At 64.3% G+C, this 21,065-nt stretch carries 20 protein-coding genes and 2 tRNA genes; 11 read left to right on the forward strand and 11 right to left on the reverse strand.

The features are described from left to right. Positions 1-15: 15 nt before the first annotated feature. Positions 16-705 (reverse strand): DUF881 domain-containing protein, encoded by a 690-nt coding sequence (locus tag BST27_RS07890; RefSeq protein WP_069422170.1) that lies wholly within the window; start codon positions 703-705, stop codon positions 16-18. Positions 706-872: 167 nt separating this feature from the next. On the opposite strand from BST27_RS07890, the gene crgA reads away from it, so the two are divergent. Together crgA and BST27_RS07900 are read left to right on the forward strand one after the other, a co-directional pair. Continuing rightward, entirely contained in the window at positions 873-1,154 is a 282-nt protein-coding gene (gene crgA / locus BST27_RS07895; protein WP_069422158.1) for a cell division protein CrgA, read from the forward strand. Positions 1,155-1,333: 179 nt separating this feature from the next. Then, on the forward strand, positions 1,334-1,747 hold the full coding sequence (locus BST27_RS07900) for a PH domain-containing protein (protein ID WP_069422157.1): 414 nt from the start codon (positions 1,334-1,336) through the stop codon (positions 1,745-1,747). 135 nt (positions 1,748-1,882) lie between these two features. Here the strand turns inward: BST27_RS07900 and BST27_RS07905 are convergent, their stop codons facing one another. Next, positions 1,883-2,422 (reverse strand): peptidylprolyl isomerase, encoded by a 540-nt coding sequence (locus BST27_RS07905; protein WP_069422156.1) that lies wholly within the window; start codon positions 2,420-2,422, stop codon positions 1,883-1,885. 183 nt (positions 2,423-2,605) lie between these two features. Between BST27_RS07905 and cwsA the strand changes: the two genes are divergently transcribed. Continuing rightward, positions 2,606-3,034 (forward strand): cell wall synthesis protein CwsA, encoded by a 429-nt coding sequence (cwsA, locus tag BST27_RS07910; RefSeq protein ID WP_069422155.1) that lies wholly within the window; start codon positions 2,606-2,608, stop codon positions 3,032-3,034. A 155-nt stretch (positions 3,035-3,189) separates the two neighbouring features. Then, entirely contained in the window at positions 3,190-3,780 is a 591-nt protein-coding gene (locus BST27_RS07915) for a TetR-like C-terminal domain-containing protein (protein WP_069422154.1), read from the forward strand. Positions 3,781-3,861: 81 nt separating this feature from the next. On the opposite strand, the gene BST27_RS07920 is transcribed toward BST27_RS07915, so the two are convergent. From BST27_RS07920 to dnaA, 9 genes are all read right to left on the reverse strand, one after another. After that, positions 3,862-3,934: transfer RNA gene (locus BST27_RS07920), tRNA-Ala, on the reverse strand. 148 nt (positions 3,935-4,082) lie between these two features. Next, a tRNA-Ile gene (locus BST27_RS07925) sits at positions 4,083-4,156 on the reverse strand. Between the two features lie 88 nt (positions 4,157-4,244). After that, positions 4,245-5,150, reverse strand: coding sequence for a DUF3566 domain-containing protein (locus BST27_RS07930; protein ID WP_079219749.1), 906 nt, complete (start codon positions 5,148-5,150; stop codon positions 4,245-4,247). Positions 5,151-5,236: 86 nt separating this feature from the next. Further along, complete coding sequence (gene gyrA / locus BST27_RS07935) at positions 5,237-8,776, reverse strand: intein-containing DNA gyrase subunit A (protein WP_069421192.1); 3,540 nt, start codon at positions 8,774-8,776, stop codon at positions 5,237-5,239. Between the two features lie 43 nt (positions 8,777-8,819). Continuing rightward, positions 8,820-10,853: a DNA topoisomerase (ATP-hydrolyzing) subunit B gene (gyrB, locus tag BST27_RS07940; protein ID WP_069421191.1), complete on the reverse strand. Its 2,034-nt coding sequence runs from the start codon at positions 10,851-10,853 to the stop codon at positions 8,820-8,822. A gap of 255 nt (positions 10,854-11,108) precedes the next feature. Beyond that, entirely contained in the window at positions 11,109-11,675 is a 567-nt protein-coding gene (locus tag BST27_RS07945) for a DUF721 family protein (protein WP_264000818.1), read from the reverse strand. Next, positions 11,672-12,850, reverse strand: a complete 1,179-nt coding sequence (recF, locus tag BST27_RS07950; protein ID WP_069421190.1) for a DNA replication/repair protein RecF — start codon at positions 12,848-12,850, stop codon at positions 11,672-11,674. Before recF ends, BST27_RS07945 begins: the two co-directional genes overlap by 4 nt. Further along, entirely contained in the window at positions 12,851-14,050 is a 1,200-nt protein-coding gene (gene dnaN, locus BST27_RS07955) for a DNA polymerase III subunit beta (RefSeq protein WP_069421189.1), read from the reverse strand. It abuts the gene before it with no gap. A gap of 536 nt (positions 14,051-14,586) precedes the next feature. Further along, positions 14,587-16,071: a chromosomal replication initiator protein DnaA gene (dnaA, locus tag BST27_RS07960; protein WP_069421196.1), complete on the reverse strand. Its 1,485-nt coding sequence runs from the start codon at positions 16,069-16,071 to the stop codon at positions 14,587-14,589. A 577-nt stretch (positions 16,072-16,648) separates the two neighbouring features. Between dnaA and rpmH the strand changes: the two genes are divergently transcribed. From rpmH to BST27_RS07995, 7 genes are all read left to right on the forward strand, one after another. Beyond that, complete coding sequence (gene rpmH / locus BST27_RS07965) at positions 16,649-16,792, forward strand: 50S ribosomal protein L34 (RefSeq protein WP_079219747.1); 144 nt, start codon at positions 16,649-16,651, stop codon at positions 16,790-16,792. A gap of 23 nt (positions 16,793-16,815) precedes the next feature. Continuing rightward, positions 16,816-17,178, forward strand: a complete 363-nt coding sequence (rnpA, locus tag BST27_RS07970; protein WP_069421188.1) for a ribonuclease P protein component — start codon at positions 16,816-16,818, stop codon at positions 17,176-17,178. Between the two features lie 17 nt (positions 17,179-17,195). Continuing rightward, complete coding sequence (gene yidD, locus BST27_RS07975) at positions 17,196-17,519, forward strand: membrane protein insertion efficiency factor YidD (RefSeq protein WP_079219754.1); 324 nt, start codon at positions 17,196-17,198, stop codon at positions 17,517-17,519. Further along, a complete protein-coding gene (gene yidC, locus BST27_RS07980) occupies positions 17,467-18,621 on the forward strand; it encodes a membrane protein insertase YidC (protein WP_069421187.1) in 1,155 nt (384 codons plus the stop codon). The genes yidD and yidC overlap by 53 nt, the downstream gene beginning before the upstream one ends. A gap of 110 nt (positions 18,622-18,731) precedes the next feature. Further along, complete coding sequence (locus BST27_RS07985) at positions 18,732-19,298, forward strand: Jag family protein (RefSeq protein ID WP_069421186.1); 567 nt, start codon at positions 18,732-18,734, stop codon at positions 19,296-19,298. A gap of 79 nt (positions 19,299-19,377) precedes the next feature. Then, positions 19,378-20,109 (forward strand): 16S rRNA (guanine(527)-N(7))-methyltransferase RsmG, encoded by a 732-nt coding sequence (gene rsmG / locus BST27_RS07990; protein WP_069421185.1) that lies wholly within the window; start codon positions 19,378-19,380, stop codon positions 20,107-20,109. Then, positions 20,106-21,065 (forward strand): ParA family protein, encoded by a 960-nt coding sequence (locus BST27_RS07995; RefSeq protein WP_069421184.1) that lies wholly within the window; start codon positions 20,106-20,108, stop codon positions 21,063-21,065. Before rsmG ends, BST27_RS07995 begins: the two co-directional genes overlap by 4 nt.

Genomic DNA, 21,065 nt, shown 5'->3' on the forward strand with positions numbered 1-21,065 from the left:
TAGTTCGGAGGGGGTTCAGTAGCCGATCGGCCCCGAGGGTTTGGCGACGTGCAGCTGCACTGTGCCCGGGTAGCCGACGATCTGGACGTCGGGCTTGACCTCTTCGCGATACCCGAGGCCGAATCGGACGACGTACTGCTTGTAGAGGGTCACCAGGGGAGCGGCGCCCAGCGCCGCCTGCATCGCCGCGGCGTTGCCGACCGCGGTGATCGTGTAGGGCGGGCTGTAGGTACGTCCGTTGAGCAAAACGGTGTTTCCGACGCAGCGGACCACCGAGGTCGCGATGATGCGCTGGTCCTGCACCTGGATGGCCTCGGCACCGGCGCTCCACAGCGCGTTGAGGACGCCGTCGATGTCCTGCTGATGCACGACCAGATCGTCTGGCGAGGCATCGCGCGGGAAGCGCCCGTTGGCATCGCGCTGTGCGTCGTCGAGTCGGACCACCATGCCCGGGCCGTGCACGGGTTCCATGTCCGCCTCACCGGCCAGCTCGGCGGCCCGCCTCAACATGGCTTGCAGCGCCGCGTCGGTCGACTTCCCGTGCGAAGTATCGATCTTGGTGGTCAGCGCTTCTCGACGCGCGGTGAGCAAGCTCACCGACGCCTGTGCCTCGCGAACCATGTCCACTAGGCGTGGCGCGTCACTGCGGCGAATCTCGGCTCCGCCCGATACCCCGTGCGTCGCGGCCAGGAGCAGCCCCGCCATCAGGCACACCAGCGGGACACCGAAGCGCCACGGCGATCGGCGCTTGTCCTCGCGCTTGGTGGCCAACGTGTCTCTACTTCCGGGTCCAGGTGAGCTGGTCAAAGGGTCAGGTGCGTTAGTCTCGTACCCGAGCGATACCTGCAATAACCGTAACTCCGAGGGATCAGATGCCGAAGTCCAAGGTCCGTAAGAAGAACGACTTCACCGTCAGCGCGGTAAGCCGCACGCCGGTGAAGGTGAAGGTCGGGCCGTCGAGTGTGTGGTTCGTCTGCCTCTTCATTGGGCTAATGCTGATCGGCCTGGTCTGGCTAATGGTGTTCCAGTTGGCGGCCCTCGGGGCGAACGCTCCACAGGCCCTGCACTGGATGGCGGAGCTGGGTCCGTGGAACTACGCGATCGCGTTCGCTTTCATGATCACGGGGTTGTTGCTGACGATGCGTTGGCATTGAGCACCAGTTGGACCCGGCAGGCGAGGATTTGCACAGACGTAATGAATTCATCTCGCGGTCGTTCTGTTCATGGGCTAGCAACCTTGTCGTCACTCAATCACACGCGTGTGATTCATCCCCACTGTTGATAGCGTCTGTGGATAACTGCATCCGCAGTGGTGAGAGGGTCTAGCTAACGCATGCAGCAAACTCAATGGGAGCCTTCTGCGGCTGGAATCGCTGGTTGCGGAGTCGCGGGTCTAATCATGGCTACCGCCTGTGTGACCTTGGTCACAGACCCGCCGGGCCGCGTCATGACCGGGATTGCCGCGCTGGGTTTGATCTTGTTTGCGGGCGTGTCGTGGCGTGCCCGTCCAAAGCTGGCAATCACCCCCGACGGTCTGGCGATTCGAGGGTGGTTCCGGACGCAGATATTACAGCGCCCCGAAATCAAGATCATCCGGATCACCGAGTTCCGCCGCTTCGGCCGCAAAGTTCGGCTACTGGAGATCGAGGGCGTCGCCGGCGGCATGTGGATCCTGTCCCGTTGGGACCTGGGCACCGACCCGCTGGACGTGCTTGATGCCCTCACCGACGCCGGTTATGCCGGTTGAGCTCTTTGGGGCCTTAGTTCTCGACGAGCGCGCGTGTTCGCACGCCGCCACGCCGCGAAGGCTGGCATTTTGCGCGCCCTCGCGGCGGGCTGTTGCGCGGTCTACGGTCGGCGCCCCCGTGGGCGGCCGGTGGGATCAAGAAATGGTGATCGACTCGATGACGACCGGGTCGGTGGGTCGGTCGTTGGCGTCGGTCGGCGTCTTCGAGATCGCCTCGACGACTCGCTGCGACTCGGGGTCGGTCACTTCACCGAAGATGGTGTGGCGCCGGTTCAGGTGCGGCGTCTTGCCCACCGTGATGAAGAACTGTGAACCGTTGGTACCCGGACCGGCGTTGGCCATGGCGAGCAGATAGGGCCGGTCGAACTGCAACTCGGGGTGGAACTCGTCAGCGAACTTGTAGCCAGGACCACCACGACCCGTTCCGGTCGGGTCGCCACCCTGGATCATGAAGCCCTGGATCACCCGGTGAAAGACCGCGCCATCGTAAAACGGCCCAGAGGGGCCACCCGATGCGTTCTGTGTCGAGTACTCCTTGGTGCCTTGTGCCAGGCCCACGAAGTTGGCGACAGTTTTGGGCGCGTGGTTGCCGAACAGGGCAACCTTGATGTCTCCGCGATTGGTGTGCAGCGTGGCGGTTGCGGTCTGGATAGTCACGAAATCACAGTCTGCCATCACGCGTGGGCCGGTCCGCAGCCGGTGTACCCGCCAAGAGCCGCAAAACGACACTCCCGCACACGTCGTCGAGATGGCAGTCTGTGGTGGTACTCCTTAGCCCTGGCCAACGACCCTGGCCGATGATCCAGCAAGAACCGGCAGAGACCCGGCAAGGCCCGGCAAGACCATGAAAGGCGGCAGATGAGCACGAAGGCGGAAACTCGGTTGACCCCACGGGAGCGACTGACCCGCGGCCTCACCTACACGGCGGTGGGCCCGGTGGATGTCACCCGAGGTGTTGTCGGACTCGGGTTGAACTCCGCGCAGTCGGCCGCATCGGAGCTACGTCGCCACTACCGGGAGGGCCGGCTCTCCAAGGAGATCGCAGCCGCACAGGAGACGTTTGCTCAGGAGTTGGCCGCCGCGCAGGAAGTGGTCGCCAGTCTGCCGCAGGTGTACCAGGAAGCGCGTCAATCCCAACGGCGCCATGGCAAGCGGCCGTGGATCATTGGAGGAGCGGCGGTCGCAATCGTGGCGACCGGCGCCATCGCGTTCAGCATCGTTCGCCGTTCCACGCGCCCCGATCCGTCACCGCTGCCACCCAGCGTCGACGTACAACCGCGACCGTAGGACACCCGTTGTCCAACGTGATTCGCAGAGCACCCGAGTCCCGCTCGCAACCGCGCCGGGAGTAAACCCACTATTGGAGAGGTGCCGAACGTGGTTGACGCCGCTCGGGCAGGTTAGGTCGAAGCGTTTCGGTTGATCCTGGAAGGCCGGGAGACATGGAGCCGTCTCGACCACGGCATGCCGCTCAGGCTGCCATTCCTGATGACGTCCGCGCGCGGGTGCTGCCCGCCGTGCTGGATGAGTTGGCCTGCTGGGGTGTTGAGCGGTTCAGCGTGGAAGCGATGGCGGAGCGCCACAATTTCGACCCCGCGATCATCTACCGCTACTGGGGTGATCGCCACCGGCTGATCGTCGATTTTGCCGTAGGGGATAACGAGGCGCTGCAATCGGACATCGACACCGGCTCGCTGCGCGGGGACCTGCTGGCACTTGCCCGTCACGTCGCCGACCGGATCAACACCGAAAGCGGTCGCACGTTCGTGCGGGCCCTGGTCATGGACCTTCGCGGCCGGCATGACCAAGAGACCCGGATGGCGATTTGGCGGGAGCAGTTCGCTGCCGCGCGCACGATTTTGGCTCGGGCAAGAGAACGCGGGGAGTTGCGGCCCGACGTCAACACGCTGGCCGCCGTGCAGATAGTGATGGCGCCACTGAACGTCTACGCGCTGTACAGCGAGGAAGTGATCCCCGTCGAGTACTACACGGCCCTCGCGGACATGGCGTGGCATGCGCTGACTGCCAGATAGGACAGGGTGTCTGGTCCGCGTCCGGGCTTGGCCGCATCCTCGGCACGGTGCGCCGCAGACGACGTCATGGAAAGAAATCTGTGGAGCCTAGGGGAATCGAACCCCTGACACCCGCCTTGCAAAGGCGGTGCTCTACCAACTGAGCTAAGGCCCCTCGTAACCAGGTTCGTGACCAGCGCCGGGATCCGCCGCCATGTGCCAGACTTCGACATCGCGCCGCGAGCGCACTACCGCCGCTACGACAGCCACCATTACCAGCGGCAATGCCACCTTCACCCAACGTCTGGACGGGCACATGATCGTGGGCCTGGGAGGACTCGAACCTCCGACCTCTTCGTTATCAGCGAAGCGCTCTAACCGCCTGAGCTACAGGCCCGCACTCGCGTACGGCCGAGCGACGAGATTACCGCAATCGGCGCCGTACTCCCAAAACGGGTGTATGTGTGCAGTTCACGGACAGCGCGTCAGTCCCTGTCGGCCAGGGTTACCTCGATGCCGCCGATCAGATCCGTCGTCAGGTTGTAGACGAACGCGGCGATGGTGGCCATCGCCGTCATCAGGACGATGTTGACCAACCCGATCAGGACCGCGCCGCCGAATATGGTGCCGCTGGACACCAGCTCGCCGCTGCTCCCGCTGGTGTTGTTCAGCAGGTCGCCGACATTGCTGTTCAGCTTGGCCCACACGCCCATACCGCCGAGCACGAGGTAGAGGAAAGCCACCGCGATCATCCAGACGAAGAACAGCGCCACCGACAACAGCAGCGACACCTTCAGCGTGCTCCAGGGATCGATCCGGCGGATCTGCATGCTGGCCCGAACTGGGCCACGGGTGGCTCGACGTGGCGACACCTGAACCCGGCCTTCTCTGCTCTCGCCGCGGGCTTCGGCGGCCGCCGCGCGGGCTGCTCCGGGACGCGCCGCCGGCGCCTTCTCCGCCGCGCGTTCCGGTGCGGACTTGCGGGCCGGTCCGGGGATCGGGCCGGACAGATCGGGCAGTTCGCTGGCGTAGGCCTCGGCCGGTGGGTTCTCACTACGCGGCGACGGCGCATCCGGCTCCGGCGGTGAGCCCGTGCCCTTACCCGATGTTCCGGACGTTGGCGTCGGAGAGCCGGTGATAAAGCGGTTCAGGCGGGCATCTGCGGCCGAGGACGCCGTCGTTGGCCGCACGTCAGTGGGCGGATCCGCCGCTGCTCGTTGGGTCGTCGAGGACGCCCGAGTCGCGCCGCGCTGCCACGGCGGCGATTCTCCGGAGTCCGGCAACCGGCCGGGTCCGGTCGTCGCCCGGTGTACACCAGCGCGATCGACCACCGCATCCCCATTCGGGTTGTCGCCCTGATTGGGGGCGCCCTGCTCGTTCGGTGAGGTCACCCCAACTCCTAACGTGTCCTATTCAGGCGCCGAGTCTAGTTGCCGGGGTTTACCTGGAGTTGATCCACCGTCCGAATCGTCGCCGGTTAGGTATCCGACCCCTCGCCCTCAGCGCCTTCTTCGCTGTTTTCTTCGGCGTTGCGCGCGATGGCCAGCAGGGAGTCGCCCTCACCGAGGTTCATCAGGCGCACGCCCTTGGTCTGTCGGCCGGCTTTGCGGACCTGGCGCGCGGTAGTACGGATGACGCCGCCGCCCGAGGTGATCGCGTAGAGCTCGCTCTCGTCGTCGACGATCAACGCGCCTACCAGCCGGCCGCGTCTGCGGTCGTACATGATGGTGAGCACGCCCTTGCCGCCGCGGCCCTGTACCGGGTACTCCTCGATCGCGGTGCGTTTCGCGTAGCCCCCGGAGGTGGCCACCAGCAGATAGGTGCCTTCGCGGACCACGTTCAGCGACAGCAGCCGGTCATCTGCGTTGAACCTCATGCCCTGCACGCCCGAGGTCGCGCGGCCCATCGGTCGCAGCGCCTCGTCAGTGGCCGAGAAGCGGATCGACTGGCCGTTGGCCGACACCAGCAGCAGGTCGTCCTCGGCGGAGCACAGCACCGCCCCCACCAGCTCGTCCCCGTCACGCAGGTTGATGGCGACGATGCCGCCGGACCGGTTGGAGTCGAAGTCGGTCAACTTCGACTTCTTCACCAGACCGTTCTTGGTCGCGAGCACCAGATACGGAGCGTCTTCGTAACTCCGGATCTGGATGACCTGAGCGATTCGCTCCTCCGGCTGGAATGCCAACAGGTTGGCGACGTGCTGGCCGCGCGCCGTGCGAGAGGCCTCCGGCAGCTCGTAAGCCTTGGCCCGATAGACCCGACCCTGAGTGGTGAAGAACAGAATCCAGTCGTGGGTTGAGCAGACGAAAAAGTGCCGGACGATGTCGTCCTGCTTCAGCCCGGCGCCCTGCACGCCCTTTCCGCCCCGCTTCTGGCTGCGGTACAGATCGGTCTTGGTGCGCTTGGCGTATCCGGTTTCGGTGATGGTGACGACGACGTCCTCGCGGGCGATCAGGTCCTCGTCGCTGACGTCGCCGTCGGCAGCGATGATCCGGGTACGACGGTCGTCCCCGTGCTTCTCGACGATCTCGGCGAGTTCGTCGCGCACAATGGCGCGTTGGCGTTCCGGCTTGGCCAGGATGTCCTCGAGGTCGGCGATCTCGGCCTCGATCTTGGCCAGATCGTCGACGATGCGCTGACGTTCCAACGCCGCCAGGCGGCGCAGTTGCATGTCCAGGATGGCCTGGGCCTGAATCTCGTCGATGTCGAGCAGTTCGATCAAGCCGGCCCGGGCGATGTCGACGGTTTCCGACGCCCGAATCAACGCGATCACTTCGTCCAGCGCGTCCAGCGCCTTGACCAAACCGCGCAGGATGTGGGCCCGCTCGTTGGCCTTTCGCAGCCGGTAGGTGGTCCGGCGGACGATGACGTCGAGTTGGTGCTCGACGTAGTAGCGGATCATCTGGTCCAAGCGCAGTGTGCGTGGCACGCCGTCGACGATCGACAACATGTTGGCGCCGAAGCTGGTCTGCAGCTGGGTGTGCTTGTACAGGTTGTTCAGCACGACCTTGGCGACGGCATCGCGCTTGATTTCGATGACGATGCGCAGACCGACCCGATCGCTGGACTGGTCTTCGATGTTGGAAATGCCGCTCAGTCTGCCGTCGCGGACCTGCTCGGCGATCGAGGTGATGAAGTTGTCATGGTTGACCTGGTACGGCAGCTCGGTGATGACCAGCGACGTACGGCCGCGTGAATCCTCTTCCACCTCAACGACTCCGCGCATCCGGATGGACCCGCGGCCGGTCTTGTAAGCATCCACGATGCCCTGCGAGCCGACGATCAGTCCGGACGTGGGGAAGTCGGGGCCCTTGACCCGTTCCATGACGGCGGCAAGCGTCGCCTCTTCATCGGCGTCGTAATTGTCCAAGCACCAGAACACGGCCTCGGCGAGCTCGCGCAGGTTGTGCGGCGGGATGTTGGTGGCCATGCCGACCGCAATGCCACCGGAGCCATTGGCTAACAGGTTGGGGAATCTGCTGGGGAGTACCGTCGGCTCTTGGACGCGACCGTCGTAGTTTGGGATGAAATCGACTGTCTCCTCGTCGATTTCCCGCAGCATCTCCATCGCCAGCGGGGTGAGCCGGGCCTCGGTGTTGTGGCTGACGAAACCGTTGGTGAGGAAGGCGTGGTCTTCGGTGTCCACCCGCAGGCTGTAGACGGGCTGCACGCCGGCGTCGGTAACAGACGCGACGCGCGCGTAGTAGAACCGGCCGTCGGTGAGGTCCGTCGCGATGGCCCGCACGTCGGGATCGGCGATATGCGAGAGGATTTCGTCGCCACCGGTGCGCCAGCGCTGGATGTTGTCGATGTTGTGGCGGTTGAGCCAGTCCTTGTCGACCGACCGGCTGCCGCAGTGCCGCCGGATGAACCTTGCCAGACCCGGGACGTGATCGCTGTCGCGGCCTTTGCCCGGCGGCATGGACGACAAGATGCCGACTAGCTTTTCCTGCTTGGCGCCGCCGAATCCGATTTGGTTCGCGAACAATTCGGCCTGGGCACGGTTGGTGATGACGACCTTGTATTCACCGACCGCATGCAAGTAACGGCGCGAGATGACGCCGAACTCCAGTAGCATCTGCTGGACATCCATGGCCAGTTGCTTGCTGCGGGTCGAGTAGGAAATCTGAATCGTGTTGCGCGGCAGCGCGGAGCACGATCCGTCGCCTTCGAAGAGTGCTTGTAGGAAGGCCCGCTTGATGGCCGCGGGGGAGTGCCACAGCCACTCGGGGACGAGTTTGTCCCCAAGCAACAGCGCTTCCATCGTGTCATGCGACTCGGCGGGGCCGAACTCCATTGGGGGCGTGCGCTGTAAGACGACATGGTCGTCGGGTCGAATTTCTTCGATCAGCTTCCACAGCAACGTCGGCACACCGGCGACATCGACCAGGCACAGCAACGGGTGATTGGCGGTACCGGTGACCTCGTAGCCTTCGGCCGTGCGCACCGTGTATGTCTGGTGCTCGCCGGAATGGAACAAGCGGTCAATCGCAACAGGATTCCCATGCCGATCGAGGACCTTGAGATCGACCTGGTTGTCCGTGTTCGGCCGGGCACCCGGGACCACATCAGCGATGCGCACCGATTGCCCGAATGGCAAGCGCACCAACGCATCTCCGGAGACACAGTAGCGCATCGCGGCCGGCGGGTCGTTGCCCGGGGAACCGAAGTTGCCCTGTCCGTCGACTAGCGGATACCGCAACGACCACGGTTGGGCCATGCGCACCAAGGTGTCGTAAATAGACGCGTCACCGTGCGGGTGGTAGTTACCCATCGTCTCGGCAACCGAGCGCGCGGACTTGGCGTGACTGCGATCCGGGCGAAAACCGGAGTCGTACATGGCATACAGCACGCGCCGGTGCACCGGCTTGAGGCCGTCGCGAACCTCGGGTAGGGCGCGGCCGACGATCACGCTCATCGCGTAATCGATGTAGCTGCGCTGCATCTCCTGTTGAATGTCAACCGGTTCGATGCGGTCGACCGAGTCGTCACCCGGCGGCAGCGTCGTGTCTGTCATCTATCCCTCGTCGTTCGTTGTTTAGCTAATCGACCGCGGACACTTACACGTCTAGGAAGCGAACATCCTTGGCATTGCGGGTGATAAAGCTGCGCCGTGCTTCGACGTCCTCACCCATCAGGATGGAGAACAACTCGTCGGCCGCGGCGGCGTCGTCGAGCGTCACCTGGCGCAACACCCGCACCGCGGGATCCATGGTGGTTTCCCACAGCTCCTTGGCGTCCATTTCGCCCAGACCCTTGTAGCGCTGGATCCCGTCTTCCTTGTTGATCTTCTTGCCGGCCTTGAGACCCGCCTCGAGTAGGCCATCGCGCTCACGGTCGGAGTAGGCGAACTCCGGATCGCTGCGCTGCCACTTGAGCTTGTACAGCGGCGGTTGCGCCAGGAACACGTGGCCGTTCTCGATCAGCGGCCGCATGAACCGGAACAACAAGGTCAACAGCAAGGTCGAAATGTGTTGGCCATCAACGTCGGCGTCGGCCATCAGCACGATCTTGTGGTAGCGCAGCTTGGAGATGTCGAACTCGTCGTGAATGCCGGTGCCCAGCGCGGTGATGATCGCCTGGACTTCGGTGTTCTTCAGGACGCGGTCGATACGGGCCTTCTCGACGTTGATGATCTTGCCGCGCAACGGAAGAATCGCCTGGAACATGGAGTCGCGGCCGCTCTTTGCCGAGCCGCCGGCCGAGTCACCCTCCACCACATAGAGTTCCGACTTGCGCGGATCGGTGGAACGGCAGTCGGCCAACTTGCCGGGCAAGCCACCCAGGTCGGTTGCGCTCTTGCGGCGCACCAATTCTCGCGCCTTGCGTGCGGCGATCCGGGCCTGCGCCGAGGACACTGCTTTGTTGACGACCGTCTTCGCCTCGGACGGGTTCGCCTCGAACCAGTGCGTCAACTGTTCGTTGCAAACCTTCTGCACAAACGACTTCACCTCGGTGTTGCCGAGCTTGGTCTTGGTCTGACCTTCGAACTGCGGCTCGGAGACCTTGACCGAGATGACCGCGGCCAGCCCTTCCCGGATGTCATCACCGGTGAGGTTGGGGTCCTTGTCCTTCAGCAGCTTCTTGTCCTTGGCGTACTTGTTCACCACGGACGTCAGCGCGCTGCGGAAGCCTTCTTCATGGGTCCCGCCTTCGTGCGTGTTGATGGTGTTGGCGAAGGTGTGCACGGACTCGGAATAGCCGCCGTTCCACTGCATCGCGATTTCGACTTCGTGGCCGGGACCTTTGCCATCGAAGTCGATGATGCTCTGCTGGATGGGGTTCTTCGTGCGGTTGATGTGCTTGACGAAGTCGACCAGCCCGCCGGGGTAGTGGAATTCGCGGTGCTTGACTTTGTGCGGCGCCTTGGATTCGGCCTCTTTCTCCTCGGCAGACTTGGGCGCGTCGGCGGTGTCGCTGACGATCTCGTCGACAACCTCGGTCTGCTGCACCCGCTCGTCGGTGAGGGTGATGGTCAAACCCTTGTTGAGGAATGCCATTTCCTGCAGCCGGCGCGCCACCGTCTCGAAGTCGTATTCGGTGGTTTCGAAGATCTCCGGGTCGGCCCAGAACCTGATCGTGGTACCCGTCTTCTTGGTGGCCTCGCCCTGCTTCAAGGTGCCCGGCACGGCGTGGTCGTAATACTGCGACCACTCGTACCCGTCGCGTTTGATGTCGACCTCCAGGCGCGTGGACAGCGCGTTCACCACGGACACACCGACGCCATGCAGGCCACCGCTGACGTTGTAGCCGCTGTTCTCCCCGCCGAACTTGCCGCCGGCGTGCAGTTGGGTCATGACGACATCGACGGTGGGGGCGCCGGTGGCGTGCATCGCCACGGGAATGCCACGTCCGTTGTCTACGACCTCCACCCCGCCGTCCTCGAGCAGCCGAACGTCGACCTGGGTGGCGTAGCCAGCCATCGCCTCATCTACGGAGTTGTCGACGACCTCCCAGATGAGATGGTGCAAACCGCGCTCACCGGTCGACCCGATATACATGCCCGGACGTTTGCGGACGGCCTCGAGGCCTTCCAGAACGGTGATCTGTTCTGCGCCGTATCCAGACGGGTTCTTCTTCTTCTGGGCAGCCACGGTCCGAGTGCTCTCCTTGGGGTTGCATGCGAGCGGTCCAGTCACCGCAGCAGTCGCACTAGACCACTCTACCGTTCCCCGCCGACAGGACCGACTCTGCGGCGGCGTTTCTACCTATCTGATTGCGCCGTGCGCTCGATTTCTTCATTCCGGGCGCGTCCCGACGGTTGACATAAGGTTCCCTCTCGTCCTAGCGGCTCTGAGACGCCCACTGTGAAAGTCCGGCGGGGCGGCGGCGGTGGGTCCTTCCTGCGCCTAGCCGTAGGTGTCCCGGGGCCCTCTGCCGCCGATGTGTCGCGGCCCTTTCCGCCACGACGGCTTCGCCGGACCGGTGATCTTCAACGACGTGACCACACCGTTGCCGACGGCGGCGGCGATCTTGGCCAGCAATTGGCTCTGAATGATGCGCAATTGGGTGGCCCACGCCGTGGATTCGGCAGTCACACTGAGCACCCCGTCTTTCAGCGCGGTCGGAGTGGCGTGATCGGCAATTTGGTGCCCCACCACCGAGGTCCACTGCCCGAATACCGTGCCCTCTGCCACGTGCGCCGACCAGCCGCGCTTCTTAGCCAGATCGCGAGCCAACTTGCCCAGCGGTTGCGGGTCCCGGACATCCGGGCCCGGCCCCGACCAGCTTCGCCGCTGACCGGCGACACGGCGCGGTACCGGCGGCCCCGCGTACCCCCGGCCGGCGTCGTGCCCCCGCGCCCGAGCCGCCGTCCGTGCCTCCTCGAGCGTCCGTCGGACCAGGTCGATGCCGGCGAGCCGGTCCACATCGAGGCCCTTGTCGTCGCCCGGAACTTCGTCGTCCTCGTCCGTCACGACGTGACCACCGAGAACCGCCCGGTGTCTCCGTCGCGCAGATCGATCGGAATCAGCCGCGCATCCCATCCCTGCGGAATGTCATCGAGCACCGCCGCGGTCACCAGCACTTGCTCGGCCGACTCGGCCACCGACGCCAAGGCCTGGCGCCGCGCGGAATCCAATTCGGCGAACACATCGTCGAGCAACAACACCGGTTCACTCCCTTCGGCACGCAACAGTTCGTAGGCCGCCAACCGCAGAGCCACCGCGAACGACCACGATTCGCCGTGGCTTGCAAAGCCTTTAGCGGGTTGATCGCCGAGGCGTAATTCCAAATCGTCACGGTGTGGGCCCACCAGACACACGCCGCGTTCCAATTCGGCGTCTCGACGGGCGGCCAGAGCCGCGAGCAGGCTGGCTTCCAGCAATTCACGATCGGCCCCCGCGCCCGGACCGGCGGGACCAGCGGGGGCACCGCCCGTCACCGCGTCCGTGCTGGCGCGGTAACCGATTGCGGCCGAACGTGATTCCGGCGCCAACAGCTGGTAGGCCTTCTCCACTTCCGGTGCCAATTCGTTGACCAGGTTGATCCGTGCGGCCATCAATTCGGCGCCGAACTCGGCGAGCCGGCTGTCCCAGACGTCCAGCGTGTCCAGCGCACTGTTGTCGCCGCGGTACCGCGCGCCCGACAAAGACTTCAACAACGCGGTGCGCTGGCGCACCACCTTGTCGTAATCGGCGCGCAGGGCAGCAACCGCCGGGCGGCGCACGGTCGCCAGATCGTCAAGGTAGCGGCGGCGGTCAGCCGGGTCACCGCGCACCAGCGTCAGGTCTTCCGGGGCAAACAACACGGCGCGGAGTACACCGACCACCTCACGCGTGCTGCGCACCGGTGACCGATTCAGCCGAGCTTTGTTAGCCCGTCCAGCGGCGATCTCCAGATCGATCGCGCATTCCCTGCCCTCGTTGACGACGATGGTCGAAACCACCGCACGATCGGCGCCCGCCCGGATCAACGGTGCATCCGTACCGACCCGGTGTGAGCCGAGAGTGCTCGAATACCAAATCGCCTCAATGAGATTCGTTTTGCCAAAACCATTGCGACCAACGAACACCGTCCGGCCCGGGAGCAATTCGAGGTCGGCGTTGGCCCAGGACCGGAAATCACGCAGTCCCAACTGCCGGATATACACCTATCCGGGCAACCGAACCGGCATCAGCAGGTACACGTAATCCGTCGGCACCGCCTGGAACGGCCCCGGTCCGGTCGCAACCTCGTCGTCTGCCGTCGCCGGCCGCAGCAGCGCCGGCTTGCCCGGGGTGGTGAAGCCGAACGACACCTTCTCCGAGTGCAATGACTGCAATCCGTCGGTCAGGTAGTTCGGGTTGAAGGCGATGGTCAGCGGGTCGCCGGCGAAATCCACGGCGAGGTCTTCTTCCGCACGTCCAACATCGTCGGCGCCGGCCGAAAGCCGCAACGAGCCTTCGCTGAATTCCATCCGGACTTGAGCGCCCCGGTCGGCGACCAACGCAACCAGCTTGATCGCTTCGGTCAACTCCGCCACGTCGATGGTCGCCACCGCGGTGTGCTGCGCCGGCAGTAGCTGGCGGAACTTGGGGAACTCCGCATCGAGTAGCCGAGTTGTGCTGCGTTTGCCATTGCCGGTGATGCCCAGCAGGCCCTCTTTGCCGACGGCCGCCCCGGCACCCAACGACAACCGAACCTCCGAACCGTCGGTGCCCGTCTTCGCGGCTTCGGCCAACGTCTTGGCCGGCACCAGCACCGCAGCCTCGACGTCGGGAGACAACGCCGTCCAGGTCAGTTCTCTGACGGCCAGCCGGAACCTGTCGGTCGCCGCCAAAACCACCGTCTCGCCGGAGATCTCGACCCGGATGCCGGTGAGCATGGGCAGCGTGTCGTCACGGCCGGCCGCGATCGCGACCTGGCTGATCGCCTCGGCGAACAACTCCGACGGCAGAGTGCCTGTATCTTCCGGCAACGTCGGCAACGTCGGGTAGTCCTCGACCGCCATCGTCGGCAACGAGAATCTGGCATTACCGCACGTCAGCGCGACGCGGTTGCCGTCCACGTAAAAGTCGACCGGCTTGTTGGGCAATGCCCGGGTGATGTCAGACAACAACCGCCCGGATACCAAAACACTTCCCGGAGAAGCGATTTCGGCGGCAATCTGCACCTCGGCCGAGACCTCGTAGTCGAACCCGGAGATGGTCAAGCCGTCGTCGGAACCGGTCAACAACACTCCGGAGAGTACGGGCACCGTCGGCCGGGTGGGCAGATTCTTGGCCACCCATGAAACCGCTTCGGCGAACGACTCGCGTACCACACGGAATTTCAAATCGGTGAGGCCAGCTCGTGTCGTAGCCGCGTCCATTGCGTCCCTTCACCTCACGATGGGTACCAATCCAGGGGCTAGCTTCCCCCCGCTAGCTCGGGGACTTTCGGTGCTGAGCGCCGATGACACCTGCGTCGCGACGCCGACACTGCAGTCGAAGAACAACCGTAGATCTTCTAGCCCGAACTTGAAAGCTACCGGTTACGGGTGACACGCAGGTCAACTGGTCCGGCGAAAGGCGCCTGTTGAGCGGGTGTCCCCAGCGTTGTTCTTCAACGAAGAAACAACGGAGAGATCTCAATATCAGTATTAAGGGGTGTGGATCCTGGGGATACGTGCGTCTTGCCGCTGCTAGGCGGCGGGGCGGGGCTGTGGATTGCGGCGTGGAAAGTTGTGTGGTTCAGCTGGACGGGCTGGGGAAGACGGGCGGCTGTGGACGATCGGCCGAGTTCTTCACTCCAGTATTGAGTGGTTGTCCACAGGGCTGCACACAACGCGATGCTGTGATTGATGTGACTGGCGGGGGAGAAGTTTTTTGAAAAAAATTACCGTCAGGACGCGCGGATGTGGTGGATTCAGCGCTTGGCGCGTTGCCGGATGCGGGTTGTGAGCTCTTTGACGTGATCGAAGACCTCACGGCGCTCGGCCATTTCGGACAGGATCTTGCGCTGGGCGTACATCACGGTGGTGTGGTCGCGACCGAACGCCTGGCCGATCTTGGGCAACGACAGATCGGTGAGTTCTCGACACAGGTACATCGCGATCTGGCGCGACTGCGCCAAGGCGCGGGTCTTACCCGGCCCGCGTAATTCCTCGACCGTGGTGTCGAAGTACTCGGCGGTCGCGGCCATGATGGCCGCCGCGCTGATCTGCATCGTGCTGGCGTCGGCGATCAGGTCGCGCAACACGATCTCGGCGAGGGCCTTGTCGATCGGGGTCTTGTTCAGCGAGGCGAACGCGGTGACCCGGATGAGCGCTCCCTCGAGCTCACGGATGTTGCGTTCGATGCTGCTGGCGATGAGTTCCAGCACGTCGTCGGGAACAGCGAGCCGCTCCATTTGTGCTTTCTTGCGCAGGATCGCGATCCGGGTTTCCAACTCGGGCGGCTGAACGTCGGTGATCAGCCCCCACTCGAACCGCGTCCGGAGCCGGTCTTCCAGCGTGGCCAGTTGTTTGGGAGGCCGGTCGGAGGAGATGACGATCTGCTTGTTCGCGTTGTGCAGCGTGTTGAAGGTGTGGAAGAACTCCTCTTGGATGCCTTCTTTGCCTTCGATGAACTGGATGTCGTCGACGAGCAGCACGTCGACGTCGCGGTAGCTGCGCTTGAAGGCCACCTTGCGGTCGTCGCGCAGCGAGTTGATGAAGTCGTTGGTGAACTCTTCGGTGGAGACGTACTTGACCCGCATGCCGGGGAACAGGCGCTGAGCGTAGTTGCCGGCGGCGTGCAACAGGTGGGTCTTGCCCAATCCTGACTCGCCCCAGATGAACAGCGGGTTGTAAGCCCGTGCCGGTGCTTCGGCGATCGCCAAGGTGGCGGCGTGGGCGAAGCGGTTGGAGGCCCCGATCACGAACGTGTCGAAGGTGTAGCGGCGGTTGAGGCTGGTGCCGCTGGCGGTAGTGGTGTCGTTGCTGCGGGGGCGCTCCGTGAAGTACGTCGGCCAGTTCTGCTGGGTGGTGTCCAGGGTCTCGCCGCGCTCGGGGGTCTCAGGGATTTCGTTGCCGACTTCGGTGTCCGGTTCCGGCCCGGTCGATTTGTCGTCGTCGGTTGGCGGCGGCGCGATGCGGACCCCGAGTTGGATTTGCTGTCCCAGCCGGCGACTGAGTGCATCGGTGATTGGTGTTCGCAGGTGGCGTTCGATCTCGTTCTGGACGAAGCTGCTCGGCACCGACAGCAGGGCAAAGCCCTCGACGATGGTGAGTGGTTGGACGAGGTTCAACCATGCTCTTTGTTGGGGAGTCAGCGGGTTGGTCAGTGTCGTCCCATTGGTCGAGTCCCCGTTGAGCTCGGAGACGACCGCGTTCCACACAGTGGCGAATCCAGAACCAGGGTCATCGGTCAACGACGCATCTCCCTGGTTCTCGCTTAACTCCCGGCTGGCCAACGACGCTAATCGAGGTGCCGTTGACTACGAAGCAACTGTCCACAGTGTTATCCACAGATGTGGAAAGGGACAGAAATAGCGCGCCGCACCTTAACCGGCAACGGCTCGCGATCTCCGGGCTGGACGACAACCGTTCGGTTGCCAGGGCAGCTAGTCGATCTGCCATCCTCGCTTCGTTGTCAACCGGTGTTTCAAGTCCAAGAGGCTTGAAACCGCACCGACCGAAGCTAACAGTTTTCGGTGCGGCTGCCAACCGTTGTTTTTCGTTCGAGGCGAGTTCTTCGCGTCCGGGACTGCCGGTGAGAATCATTGCGTTATTGATTGAGCTGGATGTGATTTGGGCCGGACCAGCGTTGACCAGGTTTGACCTGCCGAAGGCGGGTCAGTACCCTCAAACAGTCGCCCGAAAGTCGGCGATACGGCTGCGACCCAGAGCTCGCCTCTGGGGACCGCGCCGGCCAGCAGCGAGACACCTCTGACCGACGAGCCAATCCGGCGGCCGGATGGTGATGCCAGAGACACCAAGGAGTATCCCGTGGCCAAGGGCAAGCGGACCTTCCAGCCGAACAACCGGCGCCGAGCCCGCGTTCACGGATTCCGGCTGCGGATGCGTACTCGTGCTGGGCGGGCCATCGTGTCCAGCCGGCGCCGCAAGGGCCGCCGCGCCTTGACTGCCTGATTGCACCGTCGGGTTTCTTAGCGGTGTTATCCGCGCGCAACCGCATGAGGCGGTCGACTGAGTTCGACGCGACGGTGAAATACGGCATACGTGCCGTTCAGCCCAACATCGTCGTGCATGTGCGCCGAGCTGGTGACGACGAACCGGGGGAGGCCCCGCACGTTGGCCTGATCATTCCCAAGCGGGTTGGTACCGCGGTCGAGCGGCATCGGGTGGCACGTCGTCTGCGGCACGTTGCCCGGGACATGGTGGATGATCTGGATCCGCGTGATCGGGTGGTGATCCGCGCGTTGCCGAGCAGCCGGCAGGTCTCGTCGGCGAGGTTTGAGCAACAGTTGCGCAGGGGCTTGAGACGGGCCTGCGAGTTGGCGGGTACCGACCGGTGACATTGTTGACGGGCAGGTTGACGGGCAGCCCAAGGCGTGCGGTCCGGTCCGCCGGTGCCGTAGTAGTGCGCGGGCTGATTTTCCTGATCCAGCTCTATCGCCATATGGTGTCGCCATTACGACCGGCGTCGTGTCGCTTTGTGCCTACCTGCAGTCAGTACGCGGTCGACGCGCTCACGGAGTACGGACTATTTCGCGGCGGGTGGTTGGCCGCGGTCCGGCTGGCCAAGTGCGGGCCTTGGCACCGGGGAGGATGGGACCCGATACCGGAGCGACACGAGTTAGCAGATGCCAGCTGGGCTGACCCAGCGGCGCGAGGGGAGAACGAGTCTTTTGTTTGATTTCTTCAGCTTGGACTTCATCTACTACCCGGTGTCGTGGATCATGTGGGTTTGGTACAAGCTGTTCAGCTTTGTGCTGGGGCCGGCCAACTTCTTCGCCTGGGCCTTGTCGGTGATGTTCCTGGTGTTCACCTTGCGGGCGCTGCTGTACAAGCCCTTCGTGCGCCAGATCCGCACCACCCGCCAGATGCAGGAACTGCAACCCCAGATCAAGGCGCTGCAGAAGAAGTACGGCAAGGACCGTCAGCGCATGGCGCTCGAGATGCAGAAGCTGCAGCGCGAACACGGATTCAATCCGATCCTGGGATGCCTGCCGATGCTTGCTCAGATCCCGGTGTTCCTGGGCCTGTATCACGTGTTGCGGTCGTTCAACCGGACGACCGGCGGGATCGGTCTGCAGCAACTGACCGTCGAACAGAACGCGAGCCTGGGCAACTACGTGTTCACGGCGACCGACGTCCAAAACTTCTTGAAAGCCAACTTGTTCGGCGCTCCGATCGGGGCGTCCATGACCCAGAGCGGCGGGTTGGACGCGTTCGAGCACTACAACCAGATGGCGGTCATCGCTGTCGGCGTTCCGGTGATGATCCTGGCCGGTGTCGCGACGTACTTCAACAGCCGGGCATCGGTGGCCCGGCAGAGCCCGGAGGCCGCGGCCAACCCGCAGACGGCGTTGATGAACAAGATGGCGTTGTACGTCTTCCCCCTCGGCGTGATCGTCGGCGGACCCTTCCTGCCGCTGGCCATCATCCTGTACTGGTTCGCCAACAACATCTGGACGTTCGGTCAGCAGCACTATGTGTTCGGCATGATCGAAAAGGAAGAAGAAGCCAAGAAGCAGCAGGCTTTGGAACGCCGCGCTGCGAACGCACCGGCGCCGGGGGCGAAGCCCAAGCGGAATGTCAAAGCGGCACGGTCGAGCGAAACCGACGAGTCAGCGAGCGAGGCAGACGGCGACACGGCCACCCCCTCGGAGCCGGATGCTGATGAGCGGCCGACAGAAGTTCGGTCGAAGACGAGAGCGGAACGGCCGACGGGCACTGGCCCGACCAACCGAACCCCCCGACCCGGGGCGCGGCCCAGCAAGAAGCGCAAACGCTGACACCGCGGCGGCGACGTACCGGGGCGAGCCCCGAGCGTGGGCCACCGCCAACAGAACGCTTGAGAACAGCATCGCGACAACGCGAATACCTGTGGAGAGGGAGAGAGACCATGACGGAAGCCGACACCACCGAACTTGCTGACGAAGCGGCAACCACACCCGACCGGGAGGACACCGCGGCTGCGCCTGACAGCGCGGTCGAGGATTCCGATCTCGAAGAGCGGTTGGTGGCCGAGGGTGAGATCGCCGGCGACTATCTCGAAGAGCTGTTGGACCTGCTGGACTTCGACGGCGACATCGACCTCGACGTCGAGGGCAACCGTGCGGTCGTGAGCATCGATGGCAGCAACGACCTGAATAAGTTGGTGGGTCGCGGTGGTGAGGTGTTGGACGCGTTGCAAGAACTCACCCGGCTGGCCGTGCACCAGAAGACCGGTGTGCGTAGCCGGCTGATGCTGGACATCGCGAGTTGGCGGCGCCGGCGGCGTGAGGAGCTGGCCGCCCTAGGCGACAAGGTTGCCCGACGGGTGGCACAGACCGGCAAGCGCGAAGAGCTGTCACCGATGACGCCGTTCGAGCGCAAGATCGTTCACGACGCGGTTGCGGCGGTGCCCGGGGTGCATAGCGAGAGCGAGGGTGTGGAGCCGTCGCGTCGCGTGGTTATCTTGCGCGACTAACCCGTGCGGTAATCGGAATCGATCCGTGACGACGAGCAGCAGACTTACATACGTGTAGTTCCAGGGCAGCAGAGCGGAGATGTTTCACGTGAAACATGGCCCGGCCGGACCGTCGCCGGCGACTCCCTCTCCGCCGACCGAGGCGGTTCCGGACGCTGCGGTGCAACTCTTCGGCGATCGCTTGGACCTCGCCCGGCGGTACGCCCATTGGCTCGCGACGGCCGGAGTGGAGCGGGGCCTCCTCGGTCCACGCGAGGCCGAACGGGTGTGGGACAGGCATCTACTGAACTCCGTCGCCATCGCCGAGCTTCTCCGGGATGGCGAGCGGGTGGTAGACGTCGGCAGCGGCGCCGGGCTGCCGGGCCTTCCGCTCGCGATAGCTCGCCCCGATCTCCGGGTGGTTCTGCTGGAGCCTCTACTGCGGCGGAGCGAGTTCCTCAGCGAGGTTGTGGCCGATCTCGGACTGGACGTCGAAGTTGTGCGCGGACGTGCCGAGGACGCGGCGGTCCGGAAGGGACTGGGGAAGTTCGACGCGGCCGTGTCCCGGGCGGTGGCCGCGCTCGACAAGCTGGCGAAGTGGAGCATGCCGGTGCTGAAGGAGGACGGTCGGATGCTTGCGATCAAGGGGGAGCGTGCGCACAACGAAGTGCAAGAGCACCGGCGTGTGATGGAAGCAATGGGGGCCGTCGATGTCAGGGTGGTCACATGTGGCGCGAACTATTTAGATCCACCGGCAACCGTGGTGGTGGCGCGACATGGACGGCCGACGCGGCGGGCATCCCACCGAGTCGCAAAGGGGACGACAGCATGAGTGGCGTACAGGTTGGGGTGGCGGTGGCCACCGAAGCGGCGCACAATTCCCCGGTGAATGTTTCACGTGAAACATCGGCCGAAGTCGACACCCCCATCGCCGCCGCCGCGGAGCGTGCCATGCGCGTCATCCACACGGCCCATGACCCATTGCCGCGGCCATCGCGGCGCCGGCTCTTCACCGTCGCCAACCAGAAGGGCGGCGTGGGCAAGACGACTACCGCCGTGAACCTGGCCGCCGCGCTTGCCGTGCAGGGCCTCAAGACGCTCGTCATCGACCTCGACCCGCAGGGCAACGCCAGCACCGCGCTGGGCATCGCCGACCGCAAGTCGGGCACGCCGTCGTCGTACGAGGTGCTGCTCGGGGAGGTCTCGTTGGGGGAGGCCCTGCGCCGTAGCCCGCACAGCGACCGCCTGTTCTGTGTCCCTGCCACGATCGACCTGGCCGGCGCCGAGATCGAATTGGTCAGCATGGTGGCGCGCGAGAACCGGCTGCGCAACGCATTGGCCGAGCTGGACAACTTCGACTTCGACTACGTCTTCATCGACTGCCCGCCCTCGCTGGGCCTGCTGACCATCAACGCGCTCGTGGCCGCGCCGGAGGTGATGATCCCGATCCAGTGCGAGTACTACGCGCTAGAGGGTGTGTCGCAGCTGATGCGCAACATCGAGATGGTGAAGGCACACCTGAACCCACAACTCGACGTCACCACCGTGATCCTCACGATGTACGACGGCAGGACGAAGCTAGCCGACCAAGTCGCCGAAGAGGTGCGCCGGTATTTCGGCAGCAAGGTGTTACGCACGGTGATTCCGCGCAGCGTGAAGGTGTCCGAAGCGCCGGGCTACAGCATGACGATCATCGACTACGATCCCGGTTCGCGGGGGGCGATGAGCTACCTCGACGCCAGCCGCGAACTCGCCCAACGTGATCGACCACCAGCCGGGAGGGTATGA

Origin of the sequence: Mycobacterium intermedium (assembly GCF_002086275.1) — a bacterium.
Lineage (GTDB): Bacteria > Actinomycetota > Actinomycetes > Mycobacteriales > Mycobacteriaceae > Mycobacterium > Mycobacterium intermedium.